The sequence below is a fragment of the Pseudomonas boreofloridensis genome, assembly GCF_030580795.1.
Lineage (GTDB): Bacteria > Pseudomonadota > Gammaproteobacteria > Pseudomonadales > Pseudomonadaceae > Aquipseudomonas > Aquipseudomonas boreofloridensis.
In genome coordinates this window covers 42,636-66,152 of sequence record NZ_JAUQOQ010000020.1, presented here as the reverse complement: position 1 = coordinate 66,152, position 23,517 = coordinate 42,636, and the positions used below count along the sequence as shown (strand labels likewise).

At 65.4% G+C, this 23,517-nt stretch carries 23 protein-coding genes; 13 read left to right on the top strand and 10 right to left on the bottom strand.

All coding sequences use genetic code 11. The annotated features are described in order from the left end of the window. Positions 1-24: 24 nt before the first annotated feature. Positions 25-1,668 carry an acyl-CoA dehydrogenase family protein gene (locus tag Q6A47_RS19985; RefSeq protein WP_304485168.1) on the bottom strand — a complete coding sequence of 548 codons (1,644 nt, stop codon included), beginning with the start codon at positions 1,666-1,668 and terminating at the stop codon, positions 25-27. 167 nt (positions 1,669-1,835) lie between these two features. Here Q6A47_RS19985 and Q6A47_RS19980 point away from each other — a divergent pair, with 167 nt between their 5' ends. The 8 genes from Q6A47_RS19980 (at position 1,836) to lnt (ending at position 9,318) form a co-directional block, all read left to right on the top strand. Next, complete coding sequence (locus Q6A47_RS19980) at positions 1,836-2,633, top strand: hydroxymethylpyrimidine/phosphomethylpyrimidine kinase (protein ID WP_039583283.1); 798 nt, start codon at positions 1,836-1,838, stop codon at positions 2,631-2,633. A gap of 15 nt (positions 2,634-2,648) precedes the next feature. Beyond that, the gene (thiE, locus tag Q6A47_RS19975) at positions 2,649-3,272 is read left to right on the top strand and encodes a thiamine phosphate synthase (protein WP_116889355.1); all 624 of its coding nucleotides are present in this window, start codon (positions 2,649-2,651) and stop codon (positions 3,270-3,272) included. 17 nt (positions 3,273-3,289) lie between these two features. After that, the gene (gene hemL, locus Q6A47_RS19970; protein WP_039580571.1) at positions 3,290-4,573 is read left to right on the top strand and encodes a glutamate-1-semialdehyde 2,1-aminomutase; all 1,284 of its coding nucleotides are present in this window, start codon (positions 3,290-3,292) and stop codon (positions 4,571-4,573) included. 187 nt (positions 4,574-4,760) lie between these two features. After that, positions 4,761-5,312, top strand: coding sequence for a tetratricopeptide repeat protein (locus Q6A47_RS19965; protein WP_029611925.1), 552 nt, complete (start codon positions 4,761-4,763; stop codon positions 5,310-5,312). A 147-nt stretch (positions 5,313-5,459) separates the two neighbouring features. After that, positions 5,460-6,458 (top strand): PhoH family protein, encoded by a 999-nt coding sequence (locus tag Q6A47_RS19960; protein WP_116889357.1) that lies wholly within the window; start codon positions 5,460-5,462, stop codon positions 6,456-6,458. After that, on the top strand, positions 6,451-6,924 hold the full coding sequence (gene ybeY, locus Q6A47_RS19955; RefSeq protein ID WP_304485167.1) for an rRNA maturation RNase YbeY: 474 nt from the start codon (positions 6,451-6,453) through the stop codon (positions 6,922-6,924). Before Q6A47_RS19960 ends, ybeY begins: the two co-directional genes overlap by 8 nt. A 28-nt stretch (positions 6,925-6,952) precedes the next feature. Further along, a complete protein-coding gene (locus tag Q6A47_RS19950; RefSeq protein WP_029611926.1) occupies positions 6,953-7,792 on the top strand; it encodes a CorC family transporter in 840 nt (279 codons plus the stop codon). 8 nt (positions 7,793-7,800) lie between these two features. Next, a complete protein-coding gene (gene lnt, locus Q6A47_RS19945) occupies positions 7,801-9,318 on the top strand; it encodes an apolipoprotein N-acyltransferase (RefSeq protein WP_304485166.1) in 1,518 nt (505 codons plus the stop codon). 57 nt (positions 9,319-9,375) lie between these two features. On the opposite strand, the gene Q6A47_RS19940 is transcribed toward lnt, so the two are convergent. Next, on the bottom strand, positions 9,376-10,137 hold the full coding sequence (locus Q6A47_RS19940; protein ID WP_304485165.1) for a YdcF family protein: 762 nt from the start codon (positions 10,135-10,137) through the stop codon (positions 9,376-9,378). A 99-nt stretch (positions 10,138-10,236) separates the two neighbouring features. Next, positions 10,237-10,551 carry a hypothetical protein gene (locus tag Q6A47_RS19935; RefSeq protein ID WP_029611927.1) on the bottom strand — a complete coding sequence of 105 codons (315 nt, stop codon included), beginning with the start codon at positions 10,549-10,551 and terminating at the stop codon, positions 10,237-10,239. A 236-nt stretch (positions 10,552-10,787) separates the two neighbouring features. Between Q6A47_RS19935 and leuS the strand changes: the two genes are divergently transcribed. The 5 genes from leuS (at position 10,788) to Q6A47_RS19910 (ending at position 16,785) form a co-directional block, all read left to right on the top strand. After that, positions 10,788-13,394, top strand: a complete 2,607-nt coding sequence (gene leuS / locus Q6A47_RS19930; protein WP_304485164.1) for a leucine--tRNA ligase — start codon at positions 10,788-10,790, stop codon at positions 13,392-13,394. 57 nt (positions 13,395-13,451) lie between these two features. After that, positions 13,452-14,057: an LPS-assembly lipoprotein LptE gene (locus Q6A47_RS19925; RefSeq protein WP_039580588.1), complete on the top strand. Its 606-nt coding sequence runs from the start codon at positions 13,452-13,454 to the stop codon at positions 14,055-14,057. A 36-nt stretch (positions 14,058-14,093) separates the two neighbouring features. Beyond that, complete coding sequence (gene holA, locus Q6A47_RS19920; RefSeq protein WP_295488601.1) at positions 14,094-15,131, top strand: DNA polymerase III subunit delta; 1,038 nt, start codon at positions 14,094-14,096, stop codon at positions 15,129-15,131. A 124-nt stretch (positions 15,132-15,255) separates the two neighbouring features. Then, positions 15,256-15,420 carry an alternative ribosome rescue factor ArfA gene (gene arfA, locus Q6A47_RS19915; protein WP_039580593.1) on the top strand — a complete coding sequence of 55 codons (165 nt, stop codon included), beginning with the start codon at positions 15,256-15,258 and terminating at the stop codon, positions 15,418-15,420. A 54-nt stretch (positions 15,421-15,474) separates the two neighbouring features. After that, entirely contained in the window at positions 15,475-16,785 is a 1,311-nt protein-coding gene (locus Q6A47_RS19910; protein WP_116889367.1) for a lytic murein transglycosylase, read from the top strand. Positions 16,786-17,021: 236 nt separating this feature from the next. Here the strand turns inward: Q6A47_RS19910 and Q6A47_RS19905 are convergent, their stop codons facing one another. From Q6A47_RS19905 to mltB, 7 genes are all read right to left on the bottom strand, one after another. Then, on the bottom strand, positions 17,022-17,960 hold the full coding sequence (locus tag Q6A47_RS19905) for a S66 peptidase family protein (protein WP_304485163.1): 939 nt from the start codon (positions 17,958-17,960) through the stop codon (positions 17,022-17,024). A gap of 89 nt (positions 17,961-18,049) precedes the next feature. Next, a complete protein-coding gene (lipA, locus tag Q6A47_RS19900) occupies positions 18,050-19,066 on the bottom strand; it encodes a lipoyl synthase (protein ID WP_039580601.1) in 1,017 nt (338 codons plus the stop codon). 2 nt (positions 19,067-19,068) lie between these two features. Next, on the bottom strand, positions 19,069-19,716 hold the full coding sequence (gene lipB / locus Q6A47_RS19895) for a lipoyl(octanoyl) transferase LipB (protein ID WP_304485162.1): 648 nt from the start codon (positions 19,714-19,716) through the stop codon (positions 19,069-19,071). Then, the gene (locus Q6A47_RS19890; protein ID WP_029611929.1) at positions 19,716-19,991 is read right to left on the bottom strand and encodes a DUF493 domain-containing protein; all 276 of its coding nucleotides are present in this window, start codon (positions 19,989-19,991) and stop codon (positions 19,716-19,718) included. The genes lipB and Q6A47_RS19890 overlap by 1 nt, the downstream gene beginning before the upstream one ends. A 76-nt stretch (positions 19,992-20,067) precedes the next feature. Continuing rightward, entirely contained in the window at positions 20,068-21,228 is a 1,161-nt protein-coding gene (locus Q6A47_RS19885) for a D-alanyl-D-alanine carboxypeptidase family protein (RefSeq protein ID WP_039580607.1), read from the bottom strand. Between the two features lie 274 nt (positions 21,229-21,502). Then, complete coding sequence (locus tag Q6A47_RS19880; protein WP_039580608.1) at positions 21,503-22,504, bottom strand: septal ring lytic transglycosylase RlpA family protein; 1,002 nt, start codon at positions 22,502-22,504, stop codon at positions 21,503-21,505. Next, on the bottom strand, positions 22,504-23,514 hold the full coding sequence (gene mltB, locus Q6A47_RS19875; RefSeq protein ID WP_304485161.1) for a lytic murein transglycosylase B: 1,011 nt from the start codon (positions 23,512-23,514) through the stop codon (positions 22,504-22,506). Before mltB ends, Q6A47_RS19880 begins: the two co-directional genes overlap by 1 nt. Positions 23,515-23,517: the final 3 nt, after the last annotated feature.

The following is a 23,517-nucleotide window of genomic DNA, read 5'->3' as shown; positions in this document are numbered from 1 at the left end:
GCCCAGTCGAGAAAAGCGCAACATTCACATCGGCGTCGCCCGCTCCATCAGCGCGAGCACATCGATGCCACGCGGCAGCGCGCCGTACACACGGCCGCTGCTGCCCAGACGGCTGCCGATGAAGGCATCGCTGACCGTGGTATTGCCCGCCTCCAGCAACAGCTTGGCCTGCAGCGCCACGGCGATGTCTTCGGTCAGTTGCCGGGCGCGGTACTGGATGTCGCCGCTGTCGGCCAGCGCACCCTTGAGGTTGCCGATGTGCGCGGCCAGGCGCGGGTCGCCATGACCGTCGCCCAGCTCGACGAACAGCGCATCGAGCACGCCCGGCTCCTTGGACAGCGCCCGCAGCACGTCCAGGCACTGCACGTTGCCCGAGCCTTCCCAGGTGGAGTTGACCGGTGCCTCGCGGTACAGGCGCGGGAGGATGCTGTCCTCGACATAACCGGCGCCGCCCAGGCACTCGGCGGCCTCGTTGATCATTCCCGGCGCGCGCTTGCAGATCCAGTACTTGCCCACCGCCGTGACCAGGCGGGCAAAATGCGCCTGCTGCGGGTCGTCCAACTGGTCCAGGGCCTGACCCATGCGCAGGCTCAGGGCCAGCGCCGCCTCGCTCTCCAGCGCCAGGTCGGCGAGCACGTTCTGCATCAACGGTTGCTCGCTGAGCCGCTTGCCGCCGACCTTGCGGTGGGCGCAGTGATGCGTGGCCTGGGTCAGCGCCTGGCGCATCAAGGCACTGGAGCCGACCATGCAGTCGAAACGGGTCATGGCGACCATCTCGATGATGGTCGGCACGCCGCGCCCTTCCTCGCCGATCATCCAGGCCAGGGCGCCGCGAAACTCCACTTCGCTGGAGGCATTGGACTGGTTGCCCAGCTTGTTTTTCAAGCGCTGGATATAGAACTGGTTGCGCTGGTCGTCCGGCCGATGGCGCGGCAGCAGGAAGCAACTCAGGCCGCGCTCGGTCTGCGCCAGGGTAAGGAAGGCGTCGCACATCGGCGCCGAACAGAACCACTTGTGGCCGACCAGTTCATAGGCCTGCCCTGGTCCAGACGCGCCCACGGGGTAGGCGCGGGTGGTGTTGGCGCGCACATCGGTGCCGCCCTGCTTTTCGGTCATGGCCATGCCCAAGGTCACCCCGGCTTTATGCCGGTCGCCGACATTGCGCGGGTCGTACTCGCGGGCCAGCACCTTGGGCAGCCAGTACTCGGCCAGTTCCGGTTGCAGGCGCAGCGCGGGTACCGCTGCAAAGGTCATGGTCAGCGGACAGCCGCTGCCCGCCTCGGCCTGGCTGTGCAGGTAGGTCATCGACGCGCGGGCCACGTGCGCGCCAGGACGCGGTTCGGCCCACGGCAGCGAGGGCAGGCCGTGCTCGATGGCGGTGCGCATCAGCTCGTGGTAGGCGGGATGGAATTCCACCAGGTCGATGCGATGACCGTAGCGGTCATGGCTGCTGAACTGCGGCGCATGCGCATTGGCCAGGAAGCCTGCGGCCATCAGCGGCCCGCCGGCCAGCGCGCCATAGGCGTCGATGCGCGCGTGTGCCCAGCCCGCGCCGAAGCGGCTTGACCATTGCTGCAGCGGCAGGTCGAGGCGATACAGGTTGGCGCCGTCCAGCGAAGGGGGCTGGTTGGTGACTTCGTGGGTTTCGGCGTACTGATGCAGGTTCATCGAAGGCTCCTGGGTGCGCGGTGGCCTGGAAACCTCAGTGAAGCACTCATCGCGGGGCAGGCAAAGGGACGAAACCGCCGTTTCCGACGGGATCGCGGGCAGCGCCAGTGGCTGTCTACCTCACCAGCGAATCCGTTATGAACGCTTTGGTGGTAAGCTCGCCGACCATGAATACCTACAGCTCCCGTCCCGTTGTCCTCTGTCTTTCCGGCCACGACCCCAGTGGCGGCGCCGGTCTGCAGGCAGATATCGAAGCCCTGATCGCCCAGGGCTGTCACGCCGCACCGGCCGTGACCGCCCTGACCGTGCAGGATACCGTCGATGTGTCCGACTTCCGCGTGCTCGACCGCCAGTGGGTACTGGCGCAGGCCAATGCGGTGCTGGCCGATTCGCCCGTGGCGGCGGTCAAGCTGGGCATGCTCGGCTCGATCGAGATGGTCGACACCGTCGCCGAACTGCTCGCCGCTCACCCGCACGTGCCGTTGGTCTGCGACCCGGTGCTGCGCGCCGGTGGCGGCGGTCGACTGGGCAAGGATGAAGTGGGCTACGCCCTGCGCGAGCGCCTGCTGCCCCGGGCCACCATCGCCACGCCGAACCTGCCCGAGGCGCGCATCCTCGCCGACCTGCCGTCTGGCAGCGCCGACGACTGCGCGGAGAAACTCCTGCCGTTCTGCGAGCATCTGCTGATCACCGGCGGCCATGGCGACGAAGTAGAGATCCACAACCGTCTGTACAGCCGCAGCGGCCAGCAGCACACCTGGACCTGCCAACGCCTGCCCGGCAGCTACCACGGTTCGGGCTGCACCCTGGCCAGCGCCCTGGCCGGACGCCTGGCCCTGGGCGAGGAACTGGTCAGCGCCGTGCGCAGCGCTCTGGACTACACCTGGCGCACCCTGCGCGACGCCGAGCGACTGGGTCGCGGCCAGTACGTGCCACGGCGCCTGCCCCTGGATTTCTGCCACTGACACGAGGGCCGTCCCATGAAGCTACGTGGCCTGTATGCCATCACTGACAGCCAATTGCTCGCCGGGCGCTTTCTGGCGCACGTCGAAGCGGCCCTGGAAGGCGGCGTCTGCCTGCTGCAATACCGCGACAAGGGCGACGACACCGCACGCCGCCTGCGCGAGGCAGAGGCCCTGATGAGGCTGTGCGAGCGCTACGGTACGGCGCTGATCATCAATGACGACGCCGAACTGGCGGCGCGCCTGGGCGTCGGCGTGCACCTGGGGCAGACCGACGGTCCGCTGACCCCGGCCCGTGCCCTGCTAGGGCGCCAGGCCATCATCGGCTCCACCTGCCACGCCAGCCTGGCGCTGGCCGAGCAGGCCGCCGCCGAAGGCGCCAGCTACGTGGCCTTCGGCCGCTTCTTCAATTCCCAGACCAAGCCCGGCGCTCCGGCTGCCAGCCTCGAGCTGATCGGCCAGGCCCGCGCCCAGCTCACGCTGCCGATCGCCGTGATCGGCGGCATCACCCTCGACAACGCCGCCGCGCTGGTCGCCCATGGCGCCGACCTGCTGGCGGTGATCCACGGCCTGTTCGGTGCCGACAGCGCGCAGGAAGTGACCCGCCGCGCCCGCGCCTTCAATGCTTTGTTCGCTTGCTGACTTCGAGAGACGATCCCATGTCCCGTTCCGAAACACTGTTCGCCCAAGCCCAGAAACACATTCCCGGGGGCGTCAACTCGCCCGTTCGCGCGTTCAAGAGCGTCGGCGGCACGCCGCTGTTCTTCAAGCACGCCGAAGGCGCCTATGTGGTGGATGAAGACGACAAGCGCTACGTCGACTACGTCGGTTCCTGGGGCCCGATGATCCTCGGCCACGGCCATCCGCAGGTGCTCGACGCGGTGCGCCGTCAGTTGGAGCACGGCCTGTCGTACGGCGCCCCGACCGCCATGGAAACCGAGATGGCCGACCTGGTCTGCTCGCTGGTGCCGTCGATGGAGATGGTGCGCATGGTCAGCTCCGGCACAGAAGCGACCATGAGCGCCATTCGCCTGGCCCGTGGCTACACCGGCCGCGACGCGATCATCAAGTTCGAAGGCTGCTACCACGGTCACTCCGACAGCCTGCTGGTCAAGGCCGGTTCCGGCCTGCTGACCCAGGGCGTGCCGAGCTCGGCCGGGGTGCCGGCGGACTTCGCCAAGCACACCCTGACCCTGCCCTTCAACGACCTGGCCGCCGTCGAAAAGACCCTGGCCGACGTTGGCCAGAGCGTGGCCTGCATCATCGTCGAGCCGGTGGCCGGCAACATGAACTGCGTGCCCCCGGCCGCAGGCTTCCTCGAAGGCCTGCGCAGCCTGTGCGACCAGCATGGCGTGGTGTTGATCTTCGATGAAGTGATGACCGGCTTCCGCGTCTCGCTCGGCGGCGCCCAAGGCCATTACGGCATCACGCCGGACCTCTCCACCTTCGGCAAGATCGTCGGCGGCGGCATGCCGGTCGGCTGCTTCGGCGGCAAGCGCGAGATCATGGGCTGCATCGCCCCGCTCGGCCCGGTCTACCAGGCCGGCACCCTGTCGGGCAACCCGCTGGCCATGGCCGCCGGCCTGACCACCCTGAAGCTGATCAGCCGTCCGGGCTTCCACGACGAACTGACGGCCTTCACCAGCCGCATGCTCGACGGCCTGCAGCAGCGCGCCGATGCCGCCGGCATCCCGTTCGTCACCACGCAGGCGGGTGCGATGTTCGGCCTGTACTTCAGCGGGGCCGACGACATCGTTACCTTCGACGACGTCATGGCCAGCGACGCCGAGCGCTTCAAGCGCTTCTTCCACCTGATGCTCGACGGCGGCGTGTACCTGGCGCCAAGCGCGTTCGAGGCGGGCTTCACCTCCATCGCCCACGGCGAAGCCGAGTTGAAGATCACCCTGGATGCGGCGGAAAAGGCCTTCGCGGCGCTGAAATAAACGGCATCGTCCCCCCGCTTGGCGCCCTCTTCCCCAGTGGGCGTCAGGCACGATGGTCCAGGCACCGGCGGCCGATGTCTTTGTGCTCAGATAAATTAGAGTAAAACTTTGTAAGGTAGGCGCTGCTTATCCCATAATGTGCCATCAACGACATTGGCCGCAGCTTTGCAGAGGTAAGTCGATCCCCATGAACCGCACCGGCCGTGCCCTGACGCTGGGCTGCCTGTTGCTTCTTCAGCCCCTGCTGGCCCTGGCAGAGGGCGGCAATTCGTTGCTGATTCCAGCGACGGGCCGCTGCACTCTCAACGCCCAGCCGCAAGACCTGGAGAACGCACTCAACGCCTGCGCGCAGAGTGCCGAGGCCGGCGATGCCCAGGCGCAGTACGAACTCGGCGAGTTCTACTACAGCGGCAACCAAGCCCCCAAGGACCTGAACAAGGCCCTGAACTGGTTCGAAAAAGCCTCGCTGCAGGGGCACGCCCAGGCCCAGTACCGCCTGGGCGGCATGTTCATGCGCGGTGAAGGGGTCCAGGCCAATCACGTCCAGGCCTACATCCTGCTCAAGATTGCCGCGGTCAACGGCGCCGAAGACGCCCTGGACCTGGCCGACGAGGTGACCGAGCAGATGTCGCGAGAAGAACTGGAACACGCTACCCAGGTACTGGGTCAGATCTTCCGCAAGTACCTGCTGGAGCTGCAGAGCGCCGAAGGCCGCACGCCGTTCTCGCCACTGCCTTGAGCAGCGCGCGTGCAACCGATCTGTCGCGCAACGGTCAGATACCTCTGCCACAGTGCGCCATACCCTTGATCGTTTCAGAGCTTTCGCCACCGCCGATCAAGGGTTATTCTTCGTTTCACATCCTTCGTCGAGCGCCTTGAACCGACCTTGAACGCACCCATACAACCCCATCGTTTCACCCTCGAACCCTTCGAGGCCCACCGTTTCGCCAACTTGTGCGGCCAGTTCGACGCGCATCTGCGCCTGATCGAACAACGCCTGGCCATCGAGATCCGCAACCGCGGCAATCAGTTCGAGCTGATCGGCGAACCTAAGACCACCTCCGCCGCCGAACAACTGCTGCGCCGTCTCTACCGCGAGACCAAGGCCATCGAGCTGTCGCCGGAAACGGTCCACCTCTATCTCCAGGAATCGGCCGTGGAGAACATCGACAATCCCGCCGTCAACGAAGTCAGCGTCTCGCTGCGCACGCGCAAGGGCAACATTCGTCCGCGCGGCGCCAACCAGCAGCGCTACGTCAAGGAAATCCTGGCCAACGACATCAACTTCGGCATCGGCCCGGCCGGTACCGGCAAGACCTACCTGGCCGTGGCGTGTGCCGTCGATGCCCTGGAACGCGAGCAGGTGCGCCGTATCCTGCTGGTGCGTCCGGCGGTCGAGGCCGGCGAAAAGCTCGGCTTCCTGCCAGGCGACCTGGCACAGAAGATCGACCCCTACCTGCGCCCGCTGTACGACGCCCTGTATGAAATGCTCGGCTTCGAGCACGTGGCCAAGCTGATCGAGCGCCAGGTGATCGAGATCGCCCCGCTGGCCTACATGCGCGGCCGCACGCTGAACAACAGCTTCATCATCCTCGACGAAAGCCAGAACACCACCCTGGAACAGATGAAGATGTTCCTCACCCGTATCGGCTTCGGCTCCACGGCGGTGATCACCGGTGACATCACTCAGGTCGACCTGCCGCGTGGCACCAAGTCGGGCCTGGCCCACGTCATCGACGTGCTCAAGGATGTACCCGGCATCAGCTTCACGCACTTCCAGCCCAAGGACGTGGTACGTCACCCACTGGTGCAGCGCATCGTCGAAGCCTACGACCGTTTCGAGGCCGCTCAGGCCAAGCCCGAGGCGCGCGGCCACGATGCTTGAACTCGACCTGCAACGGGCCACCGAGGCGGCGGCGCCAGACGCCGCCGCCTTCCGCCGCTGGTGCGAACTGGCCCTGCGCCAGCGCAGCGCCGACTCGGAAATGACCATTCGCCTGGTCGAGGAAGACGAAGGCCGTGCGCTCAATCACACCTACCGGCACAAGGACTACGCAACCAACGTGTTGTCCTTCCCGGCTGACGTGCCCGACGAACTGCTGGATATTCCCTTGCTCGGCGACCTGGTGATCTGCGTACCCGTCGTCGAGCGCGAGGCCGCCGAACAAGGCAAGTCGCTGGAGGCGCACTGGGCGCACCTGGTGATCCACGGCTGCCTGCACCTGCTGGGCTACGACCACATCGACGACGATGAGGCCGAGGAAATGGAAGCGCTGGAACGCCAATTGCTGGCCGAACTGGGTCATCCCGACCCCTACGCCGACGACGACACCGATTCAATCACCCACTGACCATTGCAAGGACCACGAGTACACCGCCATGAGCGAAGATCGATCGAGCAACGGGCAAAAGTCTTGGCTGGGTAAGCTGACCCAGGCTTTTGCCCATGAGCCGAAAAACCGCCAGGAGCTTCTCGAGCTGCTGCGCGAAGCCCATCAGAACAAGCTGCTCGACAGCGAAGCGCTGACCATCGTCGAAGGCGCCATCCAGGTCGCCGACCTGCAGGTGCGCGACATCATGGTGCCGCGCTCGCAGATGATCAGCATCAAGGCCAGCCAGTCGCCTCGCGAATTCCTGCCGGCGGTGATCGACGCCGCGCACTCGCGCTACCCGGTGATCGGCGAGAGCCATGACGATGTGCTCGGCATCCTGCTGGCCAAGGACCTGCTGCCGCTGATCCTCAAGGAGAACGGCGACAGCTTCAACATCAAGGACCTGCTGCGTCCGGCCACCTTCGTGCCCGAGTCCAAGCGGCTGAACGTGCTGCTGCGCGAATTCCGCGCCAACCACAACCACATGGCCGTGGTCATCGACGAATACGGCGGCGTGGCCGGGCTGGTCACCATCGAGGACGTGCTCGAACAGATCGTCGGCGACATCGAGGACGAGCACGACGTCGAGGAAGACAGCTACATCAAGCCGCTGCCCAGCGGCGACTTCCTGGTCAAGGCCCTGACCCCCATCGAGAACTTCAATGCGTTCTTCGACAGCGCGTTCTCGGACGATGAGTTCGACACCGTCGGCGGCCTGGTCATGAGCGCCTTCGGCCACCTGCCCAAGCGCAACGAGACCACTGAAATCGGCGCCTACCGCTTCCGCATTCTCAACGCCGACAGCCGCCGCGTGCACCTGCTGCGCCTGACCCCGATCACCCGTTAAGGACGACCATGCGCTGGATCACCCGCCCCGGCTGGCCCGGTAACCTGCTGGCCTTGGTGGCCGGCGCCTCCACGTCGCTGGCCCTGGCGCCGTTCGATCTGTGGCCGATCGCGCTGCTGTCGATCATGCTGTTCTACCTCGGCCTGCGCGAGCTCAGCCCGCGCCAGGCACTGGGGCGCGGCTGGTGCTACGGCTTCGGCCTGTATGGCGCCGGCACCAGCTGGATCTACGTCAGCATCAACACCTACGGCGGTGCCTCGCCGCTGCTGGCCACCCTGCTGCTGGTGGCGTTCTTCGCCGCCATCGCCTGGTTCTTCGCCCTGCCAGCCTGGCTCTGGGCGCGCTGGCTGCGCCGCACCGAGGCGCCGCTGGCCGATGCCTTGTGCTTCGCCGCCTTGTGGCTGTTGCAGGAAGCCTTCCGCGGCTGGTTCCTCACCGGCTTCCCCTGGCTCTACGCCGGCTACAGCCAACTCGACGGCCCGCTGGCCGGCCTGGCACCGCTGGGCGGCGTGTGGCTGATCTCCTTTGCCCTGGCGCTGTCGGCAGCATTGCTGTGCAACCTGTCGCGCCTGCGCACACGCCCTTCGTTCTTCGCTGTCGGCGCAGTGCTGCTGATAGCGCCCTGGGTGCTTGGCCTGGGCCTGAAAGGCCACGCCTGGACCCGCCCGGCCGGCGACCCGCTGAAAGTCGCCGCCGTTCAGGGCAACGTCGAGCAGGAAGTGAAATGGGACCCGGCCCACGTCAACGCGCAGCTGGCGCTGTACCGAGACATGACCTTGCGCTCGCAGCCGGCCGACATCGTGGTGTGGCCGGAAACGGCGGTGCCGGTGCTCAAGGATCAGGCGCAAGGCTACATCGACATGATGGGCAGCTTCGCCGCGGACCGTCATTCGGCGCTGATCACCGGCGTACCAGTGCGTCAGGTGGTGCACCAGCAGCGCCGCTACTTCAACGGCATCACCGTCACCGGCGAAGGCGATGGCACCTACCTCAAGCAGAAGCTGGTGCCGTTCGGCGAGTACGTGCCGCTGCAAGACATGCTGCGCGGGCTGATTGAGTTCTTCAATCTGCCGATGTCCGACTTCGCCCGCGGGCCTGATGACCAGCCACTGCTCCAGGCCAAGGGCTATCAGATCGCGCCGTACATCTGCTACGAAGTGGTCTATCCCGAGTTCGCCGCAGGCCTGGCCGCGCGCAGCGACCTGCTGCTGACCATCAGCAACGACACCTGGTTCGGCACCTCGATCGGGCCGTTGCAGCACCTGCAGATGGCGCAGATGCGCGCTCTGGAGGCCGGTCGCTGGATGATCCGCGCCACCAACAACGGTGTTACCGCGCTGATCGACCCGTTCGGCAAGATCACCACGCAGATCCCGCAGTTCCAGCAGGCAATCCTGTACGGCGAGGTAGTGCCCATGCAGCAGCTCACGCCGTATCTGCAATGGCGCTCATGGCCGCTGGCGATCATCTGCCTGCTGCTGATGGGCTGGGCGCTGCTGGCCGGGCGCATCGCCAAGACCGCGTGAGCATCGCCTATCGTCCCTGTAGAAACGGCGCTGCGCCGCCTCTACAGGGACAGCGAATCAGTAGAACAACCGATACCCCACCAGCCCGACGGCCTCATTGAGCAACTGCCCGTTCTGCCACATCGCCCGGCTCTCCGGCAGCAGCCCGGCGAATGGCCGCGCGTGATCGGCGCCAAGGAAGCCCACTGGCGCCGGTACCACCTCGAACCCGACCTGCTCGAAGCTCCAGCGCGAACGCGGCATGTGCCAGGCCTGGGTCACCACGACCACGCGCCGGATGCCCAGCGGTTGCAACACTTGGGCACTGAAGCGGGCGTTTTCCCACGTGGTGCGACTGGCCTCTTCCTTCCAGGTCACGTTCACGCCGAAATCGGCTTGCAGACGCTGCGCCATCAACTGCGCCTCGCTCGGCGGCGTACCGTAGTGCAGTCCACCACTGGTCAACACCGGCAGGCCCGAGGCCTTGGCCAACTGCGCCGCGTAACGCATGCGCTCCAGCGCCGAAGGGCTGGGCTGATCGTCACCGCCCCAGGCCGGATCGCCACGTTCACGCCCGGCACCGAGAATGACGATGGCATCGGCGCGCCGGGACAGCGTTGCCCACTCCTGCGGCGCCAGCGGCGCCTCGGTCTCCAGCACTCGGGCCGACTCCTGCACCACCAGCGGCAGGCTCATCAGCCACAACCCACCCAGTCCGAGGGCGAAACACAACGCCGCCACCCGTGGCCGGCGTCTGCGCAACCACCAGCCGGCCACGAGCAGCAACAGCAGCAGCCCTGGCGGCATCAACCATTGTTTGATGAAGAATCGAATCGGCATGCACACCTCCGGCAAGGCGTGCAGCCTAAAAGCAACGGGGCCGGGCAACAAGTGCCCGGCCCCGATCGCCAAGGTGGCCAAATCACCGGTGCAGGCCCACTAGCGGGCCGTTTGCTTCCTGGACCCGGACACCGACGCGGGGCGCTTTCGATCCTTGAGCCAGACGATCTTGCCGCGCCCGGCGTCTGCCGACGCACCGCTGCCAGCGCGGGCGGAGCGGTGCTCGGGAAGGCGGTCCAGATAGGCCTTGATCACCCGGAACTCCGCCGGGCTGAGGTCTCGCAGTTCCAGTTCGGCGGGTATTTCATCACGCAAGCCGGCGGATGTCCTGGCCACTTCCAAGGCCAGGCCCAGCCGGTCGATCAGGCGCTCATAGAGCTCGGGTTTGATTGCGGTTAGCTGCGACTCTCCCATCGTTCACCTCATTGAAGGTCAGAATATCTTCCCCCTCCGAACAGCTTAGCGGCGCTGCGCAAAGCAGCTGCCCGTCGCGACAAACGGAGCGCGCCGCGCCAATCGCATTCAGCGTTTCCCCGAACGCGCGGCGCTCATGTATGCTAGGCCGTTCACTCTCACCGCCACCGGAGTGCCGGACGCAGCGAGGTTGCGCTGCCTGGAAACAAGGTCTCCCTCTCTCATTAAAAGTAGCCATGCACGAACAATACCAGCCCCGTGATATCGAAGCCGCCGCCCAGTCTTTCTGGGACGAGCAACAATCGTTCGCTGTGACCGAACAGCCAGGCCAGGACACCTACTACTGCCTGTCGATGTTCCCGTACCCGAGCGGCAAGCTACACATGGGCCACGTGCGCAACTACACCATCGGCGACGTGATTGCCCGCTACCAGCGCATGCTGGGCAAGAACGTCCTGCAACCGATGGGTTGGGACGCCTTTGGCATGCCGGCGGAAAACGCGGCGATGAAGAACAACGTCGCGCCGGCCAAGTGGACCTACGAAAACATCGATTACATGAAGACCCAGCTCAAGAGCCTGGGCCTGGCCATCGACTGGTCGCGTGAGGTCACCACCTGCAAGCCGGACTACTACCGCTGGGAGCAGTGGCTGTTCACCCGCCTGTTCGAAAAAGGCGTGATCTACCGCAAGAACGGGACCGTGAACTGGGACCCGGCCGACCAGACCGTGCTGGCCAACGAGCAAGTCATCGACGGCCGCGGCTGGCGTTCGGGCGCGCTGATCGAGAAGCGCGAAATCCCGATGTACTACTTCCGCATCACCGACTACGCCGACGAACTGCTGGAAAGCCTCGACGAACTGCCGGGCTGGCCCGAGCAGGTCAAGACCATGCAGCGCAACTGGATCGGCAAGTCGCGCGGCATGGAAGTGCAGTTCCCCTACGACCAGGCCAGCATCGGCCAGTCCGGTGCACTGAAAGTCTTCACCACCCGCCCCGATACCCTGATGGGCGCCACCTATGTCGCCGTCGCCGCCGAGCACCCGCTGGCCACCCAGGCCGCCCAGGGCAATCCGGCGCTGCAGGCGTTCATCGACGAGTGCAAGAGCGGCAGCGTCGCCGAGGCCGACATGGCCACCCAGGAGAAGAAGGGCATGGCCACTTCCCTGCGGGTCGAGCATCCACTGACCGGCGAGAAGCTGCCGGTATGGGTCGCCAACTACGTGCTGATGCACTACGGCGACGGCGCGGTGATGGCTGTCCCGGCACACGACGAGCGCGACTTCGAATTCGCCCGCAAGTACCAGTTGCCGGTCAAGGCAGTGGTGCGCACCAGCGCCGGTGATGACGTCGGCGCCGAATGGAACGCCGCCTACGGTGAGCACGGTGTGCTGATCAACTCCGGCGAGTTCGACGGCCTGGACTTCGCCGGCGCGTTCGACGCCATCGAAGCGGCCCTGATCCGCAAGGAACTCGGCAAATCGCGTACCCAGTTCCGCCTGCGCGACTGGGGCATCAGCCGCCAGCGCTACTGGGGCTGCCCGATCCCGATCATCCATTGCCCGTCCTGCGGCGACGTGCCCGTGCCGGAAGACCAACTGCCGGTGCGCCTGCCCGAAGACGTGGTGCCGGACGGCGCCGGCTCGCCGCTGGCGCGCCTGCCCGAGTTCTACGCGTGCACCTGCCCGAAATGCGGCAGCCCGGCCAAGCGTGAAACCGACACCATGGACACTTTCGTCGAGTCGTCCTGGTACTTCGCCCGCTACGCCTCGCCGCACTACGACCAAGGCCTGGTCGACCCGAAAGCGGCCAACCACTGGCTGCCGGTCGATCAGTACATCGGCGGTATCGAACACGCCATCCTGCACCTGCTGTACGCGCGCTTCTTCCACAAGCTGATGCGCGACGAGGGCCTGGTCACCTCCAACGAGCCGTTCAAGAACCTGCTGACCCAAGGCATGGTGGTCGCCGAGACCTACTTCCGCGTGGCCAGCAACGGTGGCAAGGACTGGTTCAATCCCGCCGACGTCGAAGTCGAGCGCGATGCCAAGGCCAAGATCATCGGCGCACGCCTGAAGACCGATGGCCTGCCGGTGGAAATCGGCGGCACCGAGAAGATGTCCAAGTCGAAGAACAATGGCGTTGACCCGCAGGCCATGATCGACGCCTACGGCGCCGACACCTGCCGCCTGTTCATGATGTTCGCCTCGCCACCCGACATGAGCCTGGAATGGTCCGACTCCGGCGTCGAAGGCGCCAGCCGCTTCCTGCGCCGGGTCTGGCGTCTGGCCCAGGGCCATGTCGCCCAAGGTTTGCCGGGCAGCCTCGACATCGCCGCGCTGGACGATGCGCAGAAGGTCATTCGCCGCGCCATCCACGCGGCGATCAAGCAAGCGAGCACCGACGTAGGCCAGTTCCACAAGTTCAACACCGCCATCGCCCAGGTGATGACGCTGATGAACGTGCTGGAGAAAGCGCCGCAGGCCACCGCGCAGGACCGTGCACTGCTGCACGAGGGCCTGGAAGCGGTGACACTACTGCTGGCACCGATCACGCCGCACCTCTCGCACGTCCTGTGGCAGGCCCTGGGCCATGCCCAGCCGGTCATCGATGCCGTCTGGCCAACCGTCGACGAGAGCGCCTTGGTGCAGGACAGCCTCACCCTGGTGGTGCAGGTCAACGGCAAGCTGCGCGGCCAGGTGGAAATGCCGGCCACTGCCAGCCGCGAAGACATCGAACACGCCGCCCGCAACAACGAGAACGTCCTGCGCTTCCTCGATGGCCTGACCATCCGCAAGGTCATCGTGGTACCGGGCAAGCTGGTCAACATCGTCGCCAACTGATGGCAAGCCCGCCCTGGCGACGGGGCGGGCGCAACAGGCCCAAAAGGGAGCTACACCATGATCAAACGCAATCTGCTGGTAATTGGCCTGGCCGCTGCGCTGGGCGCCTGCGGTTTCCAGCTGCGCGGTACCGGCACCAACGAACTGGCTTTCAAGGAGCTGGACCTGGGTGCGCGCAACGCCTACGGCGACACCGTCAAACAACTGCGCCAGTCGCTGCAGAGCAGCGGCGTCAAGGTCTACAGCGGGGCACCCTACAAGCTGGTGCTGACCAACGAGCAGGAATCCCAGCGCGCCGCCACCTACACCGGCGGTAGCCGCTCGGCGGAGTACGAGCTGACCACCGTGCTCAACTACGTGGTGCAGGGTCATAACGACACCGTGCTGCTGGAAGACAAACTGGAAGTGCGCAAGGACTACGTCTACGACGGCAACAACATCGCCGGCTCCACCCAGGAATCCGGTCAGATCCGCAAGGAACTGCGCCGCGAACTGGTCCAGGGCATGATGGTTCGCCTGCAGCAGCTCACCCCGGCGCAACTGGCCGACCTCCAGCAAAAAGCCGACGAGCGCGCCCGCGCCGAAGCCGAAGCGTTGCGCGAAGCCCAGCGTGTGCAGGACAACACGCCCCAGCAATCGCCGATGGAAGTCCCGGCCAACTGAGGCTCAATGGGGCACCTGCGGTGCCCCTGCCCCGCCATGAAGCTTTCTCCCGCCCAACTCAACAAGCACCTGCAAGGCACGCTGGCGCCGGTCTACGTGGTCAGCGGCGACGACCCGCTGCTGTGCCAGGAGGCCGCTGACGCCATCCGCACGGCCGCGCGCCAGCAAGGCTTCGACGAACGCCAGGTGTTCAGCGCCGACGCCAATTTCGACTGGGGCAGCCTGCTGCAGGCCGGTGCCAGCCTGTCGCTATTCGCCCAGCGACGGCTGCTCGAATTGCGCCTGCCGTCGGGCAAGCCTGGTGACAAGGGCGCCGCCGCGCTGATGGAGTACTGCGCCCGGCCCGCCGACGACACCCTGCTGCTGGTCAGCCTGCCCAAGCTCGACGGCAGCGCGCAGAAGACCAAGTGGGGCAAGGCGCTGATCGACGGTGAACAGTGCCAGTTCATCCAGATCTGGCCGGTGGACGCCCAACAGTTGCCGCAGTGGATCAACCAGCGCCTGTCCCAGGCCGGCCTGTCGGCGCAGCGCGATGCGCTCGACCTGATCGCTGCGCGGGTGGAAGGCAACCTGCTGGCCGCAGCCCAGGAAATCGAGAAGCTCAAGCTGCTGGCCGACGGCAATCAGATCACCGTCGAGACGGTGCAAGCCGCCGTCGCCGACAGCGCCCGCTTCGATGTCTTCGGCCTGGTCGATGCCATCCTCAATGGCGAAGCGGCGCACGCCCTGCGCATGCTCGAAGGGCTGCGTGGCGAGGGCGTGGAACCGCCGGTCATTCTCTGGGCCTTGGCCCGCGAACTGCGCCTGCTGGCCGGCTTGGCCCAGCAATTCAGCCAGGGCGTGCCGCTGGACAAAGCCTTCAGCCAGGCCAGGCCACCGGTGTGGGACAAGCGTCGACCACTGGTGAGCAAGGCCTTGCAGCGGCTCTCGGCGCAGCGTTGGACTCAACTGTTGCAGGACGCCCAGCGCATCGATGCACAGATCAAGGGTCAGGCCGAGGGCTCGCCGTGGACCAGCCTGGCGCGGCTGGTGCTGCTGATGGCGGGCCAGCGCATTGGCCTGCCGTCGCAGTGATCACGGGGCTGCGTGCTTTCGCCGCAGCGCACGCAGGTCCGCGACCATAAACAGATTCAATTGGCCCTGCCCCTCAGCGCCCCGTACAGTCGCCCCTCGAACGTCACCCTAACGGGAATCCGCCATGAGCAAGAAGCCGAAAAAGCACGGCCCCAACAAGGCCAAGTCGATCATCGCCCAACCCCTGTTCCGCTGCCGCCAGGAACGACCGGAAAAGGGCAAAGGCAGCTACCGCCGCGAAGCCTTCCAATCGAGAGATTGGGAGGCTTCTTGCTTTCTGGCCGCCTGAAAAAGCTGCAGGCATGATATGGTCGGCACCTGAACTGCAAAACTGGATCTGTGCATGTCCTTCAGTCTTCCCCAGCGCTGGCAGTCCCGCCAGCTGATCGCGGCCTCCAGCTTCATCCTGCTCGTCGCCTGCGCGGAAAAACCTACCGCCGCCGACGCCCTGCCCTTGGCTCCAGCCCAACCCACTGCCAACGTCAGCCTTCCGGCCAACAGCGCCGACAGCAACGGCGATATCCAGCCGCTGCAGACCTTCGCCCAGTGGCAGGCGGGCTTCCGTCAGCAGGCCTTGCAAGCCGGCATCAGCGCGGCCACCTTCGACCGCGCATTCCTCGGTGTCACGCCGGACATGGACGTGATCAAGGCCGATCGCAGCCAGCCGGAATTCAGCCGCCCGGTCTGGGAATACCTCGACAGCGCGCTGTCGCCGCTGCGGGTGCGCAACGGCAAGAAACTGCTGGAGCAGAATGCCGAGTTGCTCTCACGCATCGAGCAACGCTACGGCGTCGATCGCCAGGTGCTGGTGGCGGTGTGGGGTATGGAAAGCAACTTCGGTCAGTTCCAGGGCAACAAATCGGTGATCCGCTCGCTGGCCACCCTGGCCTACGAAGGCCGCCGCCCGACTTTTGCCCAGGACCAGCTCATCGCGGCCCTGCAGATCCTGCAGAACGGTGACATTCAGCCTGAAGCCATGCGCGGCTCCTGGGCCGGCGCCATGGGCCAGACCCAGTTCATCCCCACCACCTACAACACCCATGCGGTGGATTTCGACGGCGATGGTCGCCGCGACATCTGGAACAGCACGCCGGACGCCCTGGCCTCCACTGCGCACTACCTGCAAAGCTCAGGCTGGAAGCGCGGGCAGCCGTGGGGTTTCGAGGTCCAGGTACCGGCCGGCTTCGATTACTGGCTGGCCGACGGTGCCCAGCGCAAGCCGGTCAGTGAATGGCTGAGCCTGGGTGTGAAGCTGCCCACCGGCACGCAACTGCCTGCGGGTAGCAACTCGCTGTCGGCGGCACTCCTGTTGCCAGCGGGCGCGCGCGGCCCAGCCTTCCTGGTGCTGGACAACTTCCGCGCGATCCTCAAGTACAACAACTCCTCGTCCTATGCGCTGGCCGTGAGCCTGCTGGGCGACCGCTTCTCCGGCTGGGGTTTCATCGCCGGGGCCTGGCCGAAGGACGATCTGCCGTTGAGCCGCAGCGAGCGGGTCGAGTTGCAGAACCTGCTCAACGCCCGCGGACACGACGCTGGCAACGCCGACGGCATCATCGGCGCCAATACCCGCAAGGCAATTCGCACGGCTCAGCAGGGCCTGGGCTGGCCGGCCGATGGTTACCCGACGCACAAGCTGCTGGAGAGCCTGCGCTAAGGGCGCAGCTCGAGCGGCAAAGCTGAAAACCGTGGGATTGCGGCGCGCTCCAATCGCGACACGAGGCCGCTCCCACGAGAGCGTGCGAGCTGTCTGAGCCTACACCGGCCAACTTGTGGGAGCGGCCTTGCGCCGCGATTGGACCGCAGAGCGGTCCCGACGATGGCAGCGGCCAGGCTGAAAACCGTGGGACTGCGGCGCGCCCCAATCGCGGCACAAGGCCGCTTCCCCAAGGGCTAGGCGCTGAACAACGGCTGTTCCAGCGTCAACGTCTGCGCGTCGCTGTCCAGCCGCACGCGCGCGCCCAACGGTAGACACACATTCGGGTCGCAATGCCCGCTGCGCCATCCCGCCAGCACGGGCACCTGCAAGGGGCCGAAGATATCGCGCAACAACGGCTGCATCGACGCTACAGTAATACCGGCGAAGTCGCCCACCAGCACGCCCTTGACCCCCTTCAGTCTGCCCGCCAGGCGCAGCTGGGTGAGCAACCGATCCACCCGGTACAGCGGCTCGTTGACGTCCTCGATGAACAGGATGCTGTCGTGGGTCTCGATCTGCGCCGATGTGCCCAGCGTCGCGCCAAGCATCGACAGGTTGCCGCCGACCAGACGCCCGCTGGCTGCACCGGGCACCACGGTGGTCAACGCGAAGTCCTGCGGATGCGCAATCACATCGCCGCAACCCACCTGCCCACTCAACTGCGCGAACAGCGAACTCACCGTAGGCTCGCGCTTGTCCCCGAGCAGATCAGCATTGAGCATACCGCCGTGGAAGCTGACGAACCCGGCATGCCGCGCAATGGCCGTGTGCAAGGCAGTGATATCGCTATAACCGATCAAGGGTTTCGGATGCTGGCGAATCAGCGAGAAATCCAACCGGTCAAGCAGCCGCATGCTGCCGTAGCCACCACGCATGCACAGAATCGCGTCGATCTGCGGATCGGCAAAGGCGTCGTGCAGATCGCGCAGGCGCTGCTCATCGCTCCCTGCCAGATACCCCTGCGCCTGCAACACCCCCGGATAGATCCGGCACTCGTATCCGCGGCGCTCGAACCATTGCGTGACCGTGCCCACATCCACCCGCGCCGGTCCCGCCGGTGCCACTATGGCAAACCGCGCCCCTGGCACCAAGGCCTTCGGCAACCCTATTGCAGCTGTTCCAACGCGCTCCACCTTGCACCTCCACCACGCTCACTGCTTGCCGCAAAAAAAATGCCGATGACGCTTGGCAGCGTACATCGGCATGTTCGACACGCCCCGACTCAGAGCTTGATCTTGGCTTCGTGGGCCTGCTGGTCGGCGTGGTACGAGGAGCGCACCAGCGGGCCGGAGGCGACATTCTTGAAGCCCATCTTGTAGCCTTCCTCGGCGAACCAGGCGAAGGTGTCCGGGTGCACGAAGCGTTGCACCGGCAGGTGGCTGCGCGACGGCTGCAGGTACTGGCCAAGGGTGAGCATGTCGATCTCGTGCTCGCGCATGCGCTGCATCACCTCGATGACCTCTTCGTCGGTCTCGCCCAGGCCCAGCATCAAGCCCGATTTGGTCGGCACATGCGGCACCATCTGCTTGAACTTCTGCAGCAGGTCCAGCGACCAGTCGTAGTCCGAACCCGGACGCGCCGCCTTGTACAGGCGCGGCACGGTTTCCAGGTTGTGGTTGAACACGTCCGGCGGAGTCTGCGCGGTGATTTCCAGCGCCACATCCATACGACCGCGGTAGTCCGGCACCAGGGTTTCGAGTTGCACGCCGGGCGACAAGGCGCGGATCTCGCGGATGCAGTCGGCGAAGTGCTGGGCGCCGCCGTCACGCAGGTCATCGCGGTCCACCGAGGTGATCACTACGTACTTCAGGCGCAGGTCGGCGATGGCCACGGCCAGGTTCTTCGGCTCGTCCAGGTCCAGCGGCTTGGGACGACCGTGGCCGACGTCGCAGAACGGGCAGCGACGGGTGCAGATATCACCCATGATCATGAAGGTGGCCGTGCCGCCGGAGAAGCATTCGCCCAGGTTCGGGCAGGACGCCTCTTCACAGACGCTGTGCAGCTTGTGCTTGCGCAGCAGTTGCTTGATGCGGTCGACTTCCGGAGACACCGGGATGCGCACGCGAATCCAGTCGGGTTTCTTCGGCAGCTCGTCGGTGGGGATGATCTTCACCGGGATGCGTGCCACCTTCTCGGCGCCGCGCAGCTTGACCCCAGCCTCGACTTTCTTGGGCGCAGGGCGGGGCGTGACGTCTTGCGTCGCGATCAGATTCGGCACGGCTTCTTGCACAGTAGTCATATTCAGTCGATTCCGCCCGTGAGGGTCGTCTGCTCAGCGTAGTCGAGGTGCCTGACCAGCTGTTCGCGCAGCCTCGTCCTGACCTCGTCGAGTTCGATCGGGCCTGTGTGGTCGCGCAGCTGGGTCATGGCCAGCCCCGCATACCCGCAGGGGTTGATTCGGCGAAAGGGCGCCAGGTCCATGTCGACGTTCAGCGCCAGGCCGTGGAACGCGCAGCCGTTACGGATGCGCAGCCCCAGCGAAGCGATCTTGGCGTTGTCGACGTACACGCCCGGGGCGTCAGGCTTGGCCGCCGCCGTGACCTGGTAACTGGCCAGTAGCGCGACCAGACTCGCTTCGATGCGACTGACCAGCTCGCGCACACCGATGCCCAGGCGACGCACATCCAGCAGCAGGTAAGCCACCAGTTGACCGGGGCCATGGTAGGTCACCTGTCCACCGCGTTCGGTCTGCACCACCGGGATGTCCCCAGGCAGCATCAGGTGCTCGGGCTTGCCGGCCTGGCCTTGGGTGAACACCGGCAGGTGCTCGACCAGCCAGACTTCATCGGGCGTCTGCGCAGTGCGCTGTCCGGTGAAGCGACGCATGGCCTCCAGTACCGGTTCGTACGGCTGCAGGCCAAGCTCGCGGAAGCCCAGGCATCCGGGCATCACAGCACCATTTTCACGATGCCGGTGGCACGCAGGGCGCTGTTGATGTCCTGCAACTGGTCTTCGCTTTCGGCGACGATATGCAGCTGCACGGTGGTGTACTTGCCTTCCTTGCTCTGGCGCTCGGCCAGGGTGCTCAGGTCGACTTTTGCATGTTTGCTGAGGATCTCGATCACGGTGTCACGGAAACCGACACCGGTATCGCCGATCACCTTGATCGGATAGTCCTGGCAGGGAAACTCGATTTTGTGCGACTTGACGTCAGCTTCGCTCATGGCGCAAACGCCCTCGTAAGGCGTGGCAACAACGATGCCCCCGGCGTGATGGCTCGGGGGCATGGCAGGTCACGTATCAGTTGAACAAACCGTAGAAGAACAGGCGGATGCTATCCCACATACGACGGAAGAAACCACCTTCCTCGACGCCATCAAGGGCGATCAGGTCGGTCGTCTGCACCACTTTGTCATCCAGTTTGACTTCCACTTTACCGATCACCTCGCCTTTGGCGATAGGCGCAGTCAGTTGCGGATTCATGGTCATCGACGCTTGCAGACGCTTGAGCTGGCCCTTGGGCATGGTCATGGTCAGGTCGTTGGCCAGACCCGCCTTGACCTGGCCGGTAGCGCCTTTCCAGACCGGGGCCTGGCTCAGCTCGACACCCTTCTGGTAGAAGGTCTGGGTTTCGAAGAAGCGGAAGCCGTAGGTCAGCAGCTTCTGGGTTTCGGCAGCGCGGGACTGCTCGCTGTTGGTGCCGAACACCACGGCGATCAGGCGCTGACCATCACGCACGGCCGACGCCACCATGCAGTAACCGGCCTCCTCGGTGTGGCCGGTCTTCAGACCGTCGACGGTCTTGTCACGCCACAGCAGCAGGTTGCGGTTGGGCTGCTTGATGTTGTTCCAGAAGAACTCTTTCTGCGAGTAGATGGCGTAGTGGGCCGGATCTTCGTTGATGATCGCGCGCGCCAGCAGGGCCATGTCGTGCGCCGACGAATAGTGCTCCGGGTTCGGCAGGCCGGTGGGGTTCATGAAGTGCGAATTGGACATGCCCAGGTCGGCAGCGGTCTTGTTCATCATGTCGGCGAACGCGTCTTCGCTGCCGGCGATGTGCTCGGACAGGGCGACCGAGGCGTCGTTGCCGGACTGGATGATGATGCCGTGCAGCAGGTCGCTGACGGTCACCTGGCTACCGACCTTGATGAACATGCGCGAGCCACCGGTGCGCCAGGCGTTCTCGCTGACGGTCACCGGGTCGTTCTCGCCGATCTGCCCGCGACGAATGTCGAGGGTGGCGATGTAGGCGGTCATCAGTTTGGTCAGGCTGGCCGGCGGCAGGCGCTCGTCGCCGTTGTTCTCGACCAGCACGTTGCCGCTGGACGCGTCCATCAGTACGTAGGACTTGGCTGCCAGTTGCGGAGGTGCCGGCATCATCTGCTCGGCTGCGAAGGCAGCGGGCATGATCATCAGCAGTACGGGCAGGCAAAGGCGTTTGGCAAGGTTGGTGATGTTCATCCGTCTCTCGTAGATCGCTAATGGTCTGATGTTCCGCAGGACAACCGCGGCGTTTCAGTGTATTTCCAGGCTGACATGCAGCCCTGCCCCAAAGGGGCAAAAACCGCCATTGTACATGGCATGCCTCGGCAATTCATGAACAAGCGCGAAGCGGTGAGTTACAAGCTGCAAGCTTCAAGCTTCAAGCTGCAAGAACAAGCGGTACGCATGGACAGCTCCTCTTGCAGCTTGCAGCTTTCAACTTGTCGCTGGCCACGCGCCGCAGGCGCGTGGCTCAGTCCGTGACGACCTTGGCCTGGCCCAGGTTCGCCAGGCGAATGCTGTCCTGGGCCTGCTGGATTTCACCCTGGCTGCTGATCGGACCCAAGCGTACGCGGTGCAGGGTCTGCTGGTTGCGCACGATGGAACTGATGAAGACCGGGGCGCTGACCATGGTGCTCAGTTTCGAACGCAGCAATTCGGCGGCATCCGGGTTGGCGAAGGCGCCGACCTGCAGGAAGCTGCCGCCGCGATTGCCGGGCACGCTGTTGCCGCCCACCTGAACCGGGACCACGGGCGCGGCGTGCTGCTGCGGCGGAGGCGTCCACTGCTCGACGCGGCCGGTGCTGGCCGGGACCGGCTGGGCCTGGGCGACCTGCGGTTCCTTGAGCATCAGCGGTGGACGCTGGCCCTTCTGCGCCCACCACTGCTGCGGGTCGATACCCTCCACGCGCACGTGGGCGGTGCCGGTTTCGGCGTAACCGAGCTTTTTCGCTGCGGCGTAGGACAGGTCGATGATGCGGTCGGAATAGAACGGGCCGCGGTCGTTGACCCGCAGGATCACGCTGCGACCGTTGGCCAGGTTGGTGACGCGCACGTAGGCCGGCAGCGGCAGGGTCTTGTGCGCCGCGCTCATGCCGTACAGGTCGTACAGCTCGCCGTTGGCGGTATTCTGGCCATGGAACTTGGTGCCGTACCAGGACGCCGTACCCTCGGCGCGATAGCTGCGCGCGTCCTGCATCGGGTAGTAGGTCTTGCCCAGCACGGTGTAGGGGTTGGCCTTGTAGGCGCCCGTGTGAACGGTCGGCGTGGCGTCCGGAATCTTGTTGACGTCCACGTCCCACCACGGCGCGCCGTCCTTGTGCGCCCGGTTGATGTCCAGGCCCGGCTGCGAGCGCACGGCCGTGCCGCTCGACTTGGTGGGCGTTGGACGACTGGACGAACAGCTGACCAGTAGCACGCCGATGGCGGCGCAGCTCAGCAGCTTGAGGGTGTTGGCTTTGAACAATTCGCGCATTACTTGACGCCCCGTGCCTGGACCAGCTGTTGCGACAGCTGATGCACCGCCATGGCATACATCACGCTGCGGTTGTAACGCGTGATCGCGTAGAAATTCTTCAGGCCCATCCAGTATTCCGGGCCGTTGTCGCCTTCGAGTCGGAAGGCGGTGACCGGCTGATCGTCGCGCAGCGCATCATGACTCGACCAGCCCAACGCCCGCAACTCCCCGACCGTCTTGACCGGTTCGATGCCCTGGGTCACCCCTTCGTCGACCCGTGGCCCGCTTACCTCGGCGCGGCTGACCACCGGTTCCCCGGCCACCCAGCCGTGACGCTTGAAGTAGCTGGCCACGCTGCCGATGGCATCGTCCGGGTTGGTCCAGATATTGATGTGGCCATCGTGGTCGAAGTCCACCGCGTAGTTGCGGAAACTGCTTGGCATGAACTGCGGCAAGCCCATGGCCCCGGCGTAGGAACCCTTGAGGGTGAGCGGATCGAGCTGTTCCTCGCGGGCCAGCAGGAGGAACTCGCGCAGTTCCTTGCGGAAGAAGTCGGCGCGCGGCGGGTAGTCGAAGCCCAGCGTCGACAGCGCATCGATCACCCGGTAATTACCGGTATTGCGGCCGAAGAATGTCTCTACACCGATGATCGACACGATGTACTGGGCCGGCACGCCGTATTCCTGCTCGGCACGCGCCAGCACCGCCTCGTGCTGGCGCCAGAAGTCCACGCCACGGGCGATGCGCGCATCGCTGATGAACATCGGCCGATAGTCTTTCCACGGCTTGACCCGCTCGGCCGGCCGCGAAATCGCATCGAGGATCGCCTGCTTGCGCTGCACCTCGTGGAACACCGCCGTCAGTTGCTCGCTGGCGAACCCGTAATCGCGGACCATCTCGCCGACGAACTCGGCCACCTGGGGTGAGCCGTCGTAATCGCCGGCATCGGCCTGCTGGACAGCGCCGAGCAACCCCACCGCGCCGATCCACGGCATACAACGGGCCGCCCAACTACGCACTGCTTGCATGTG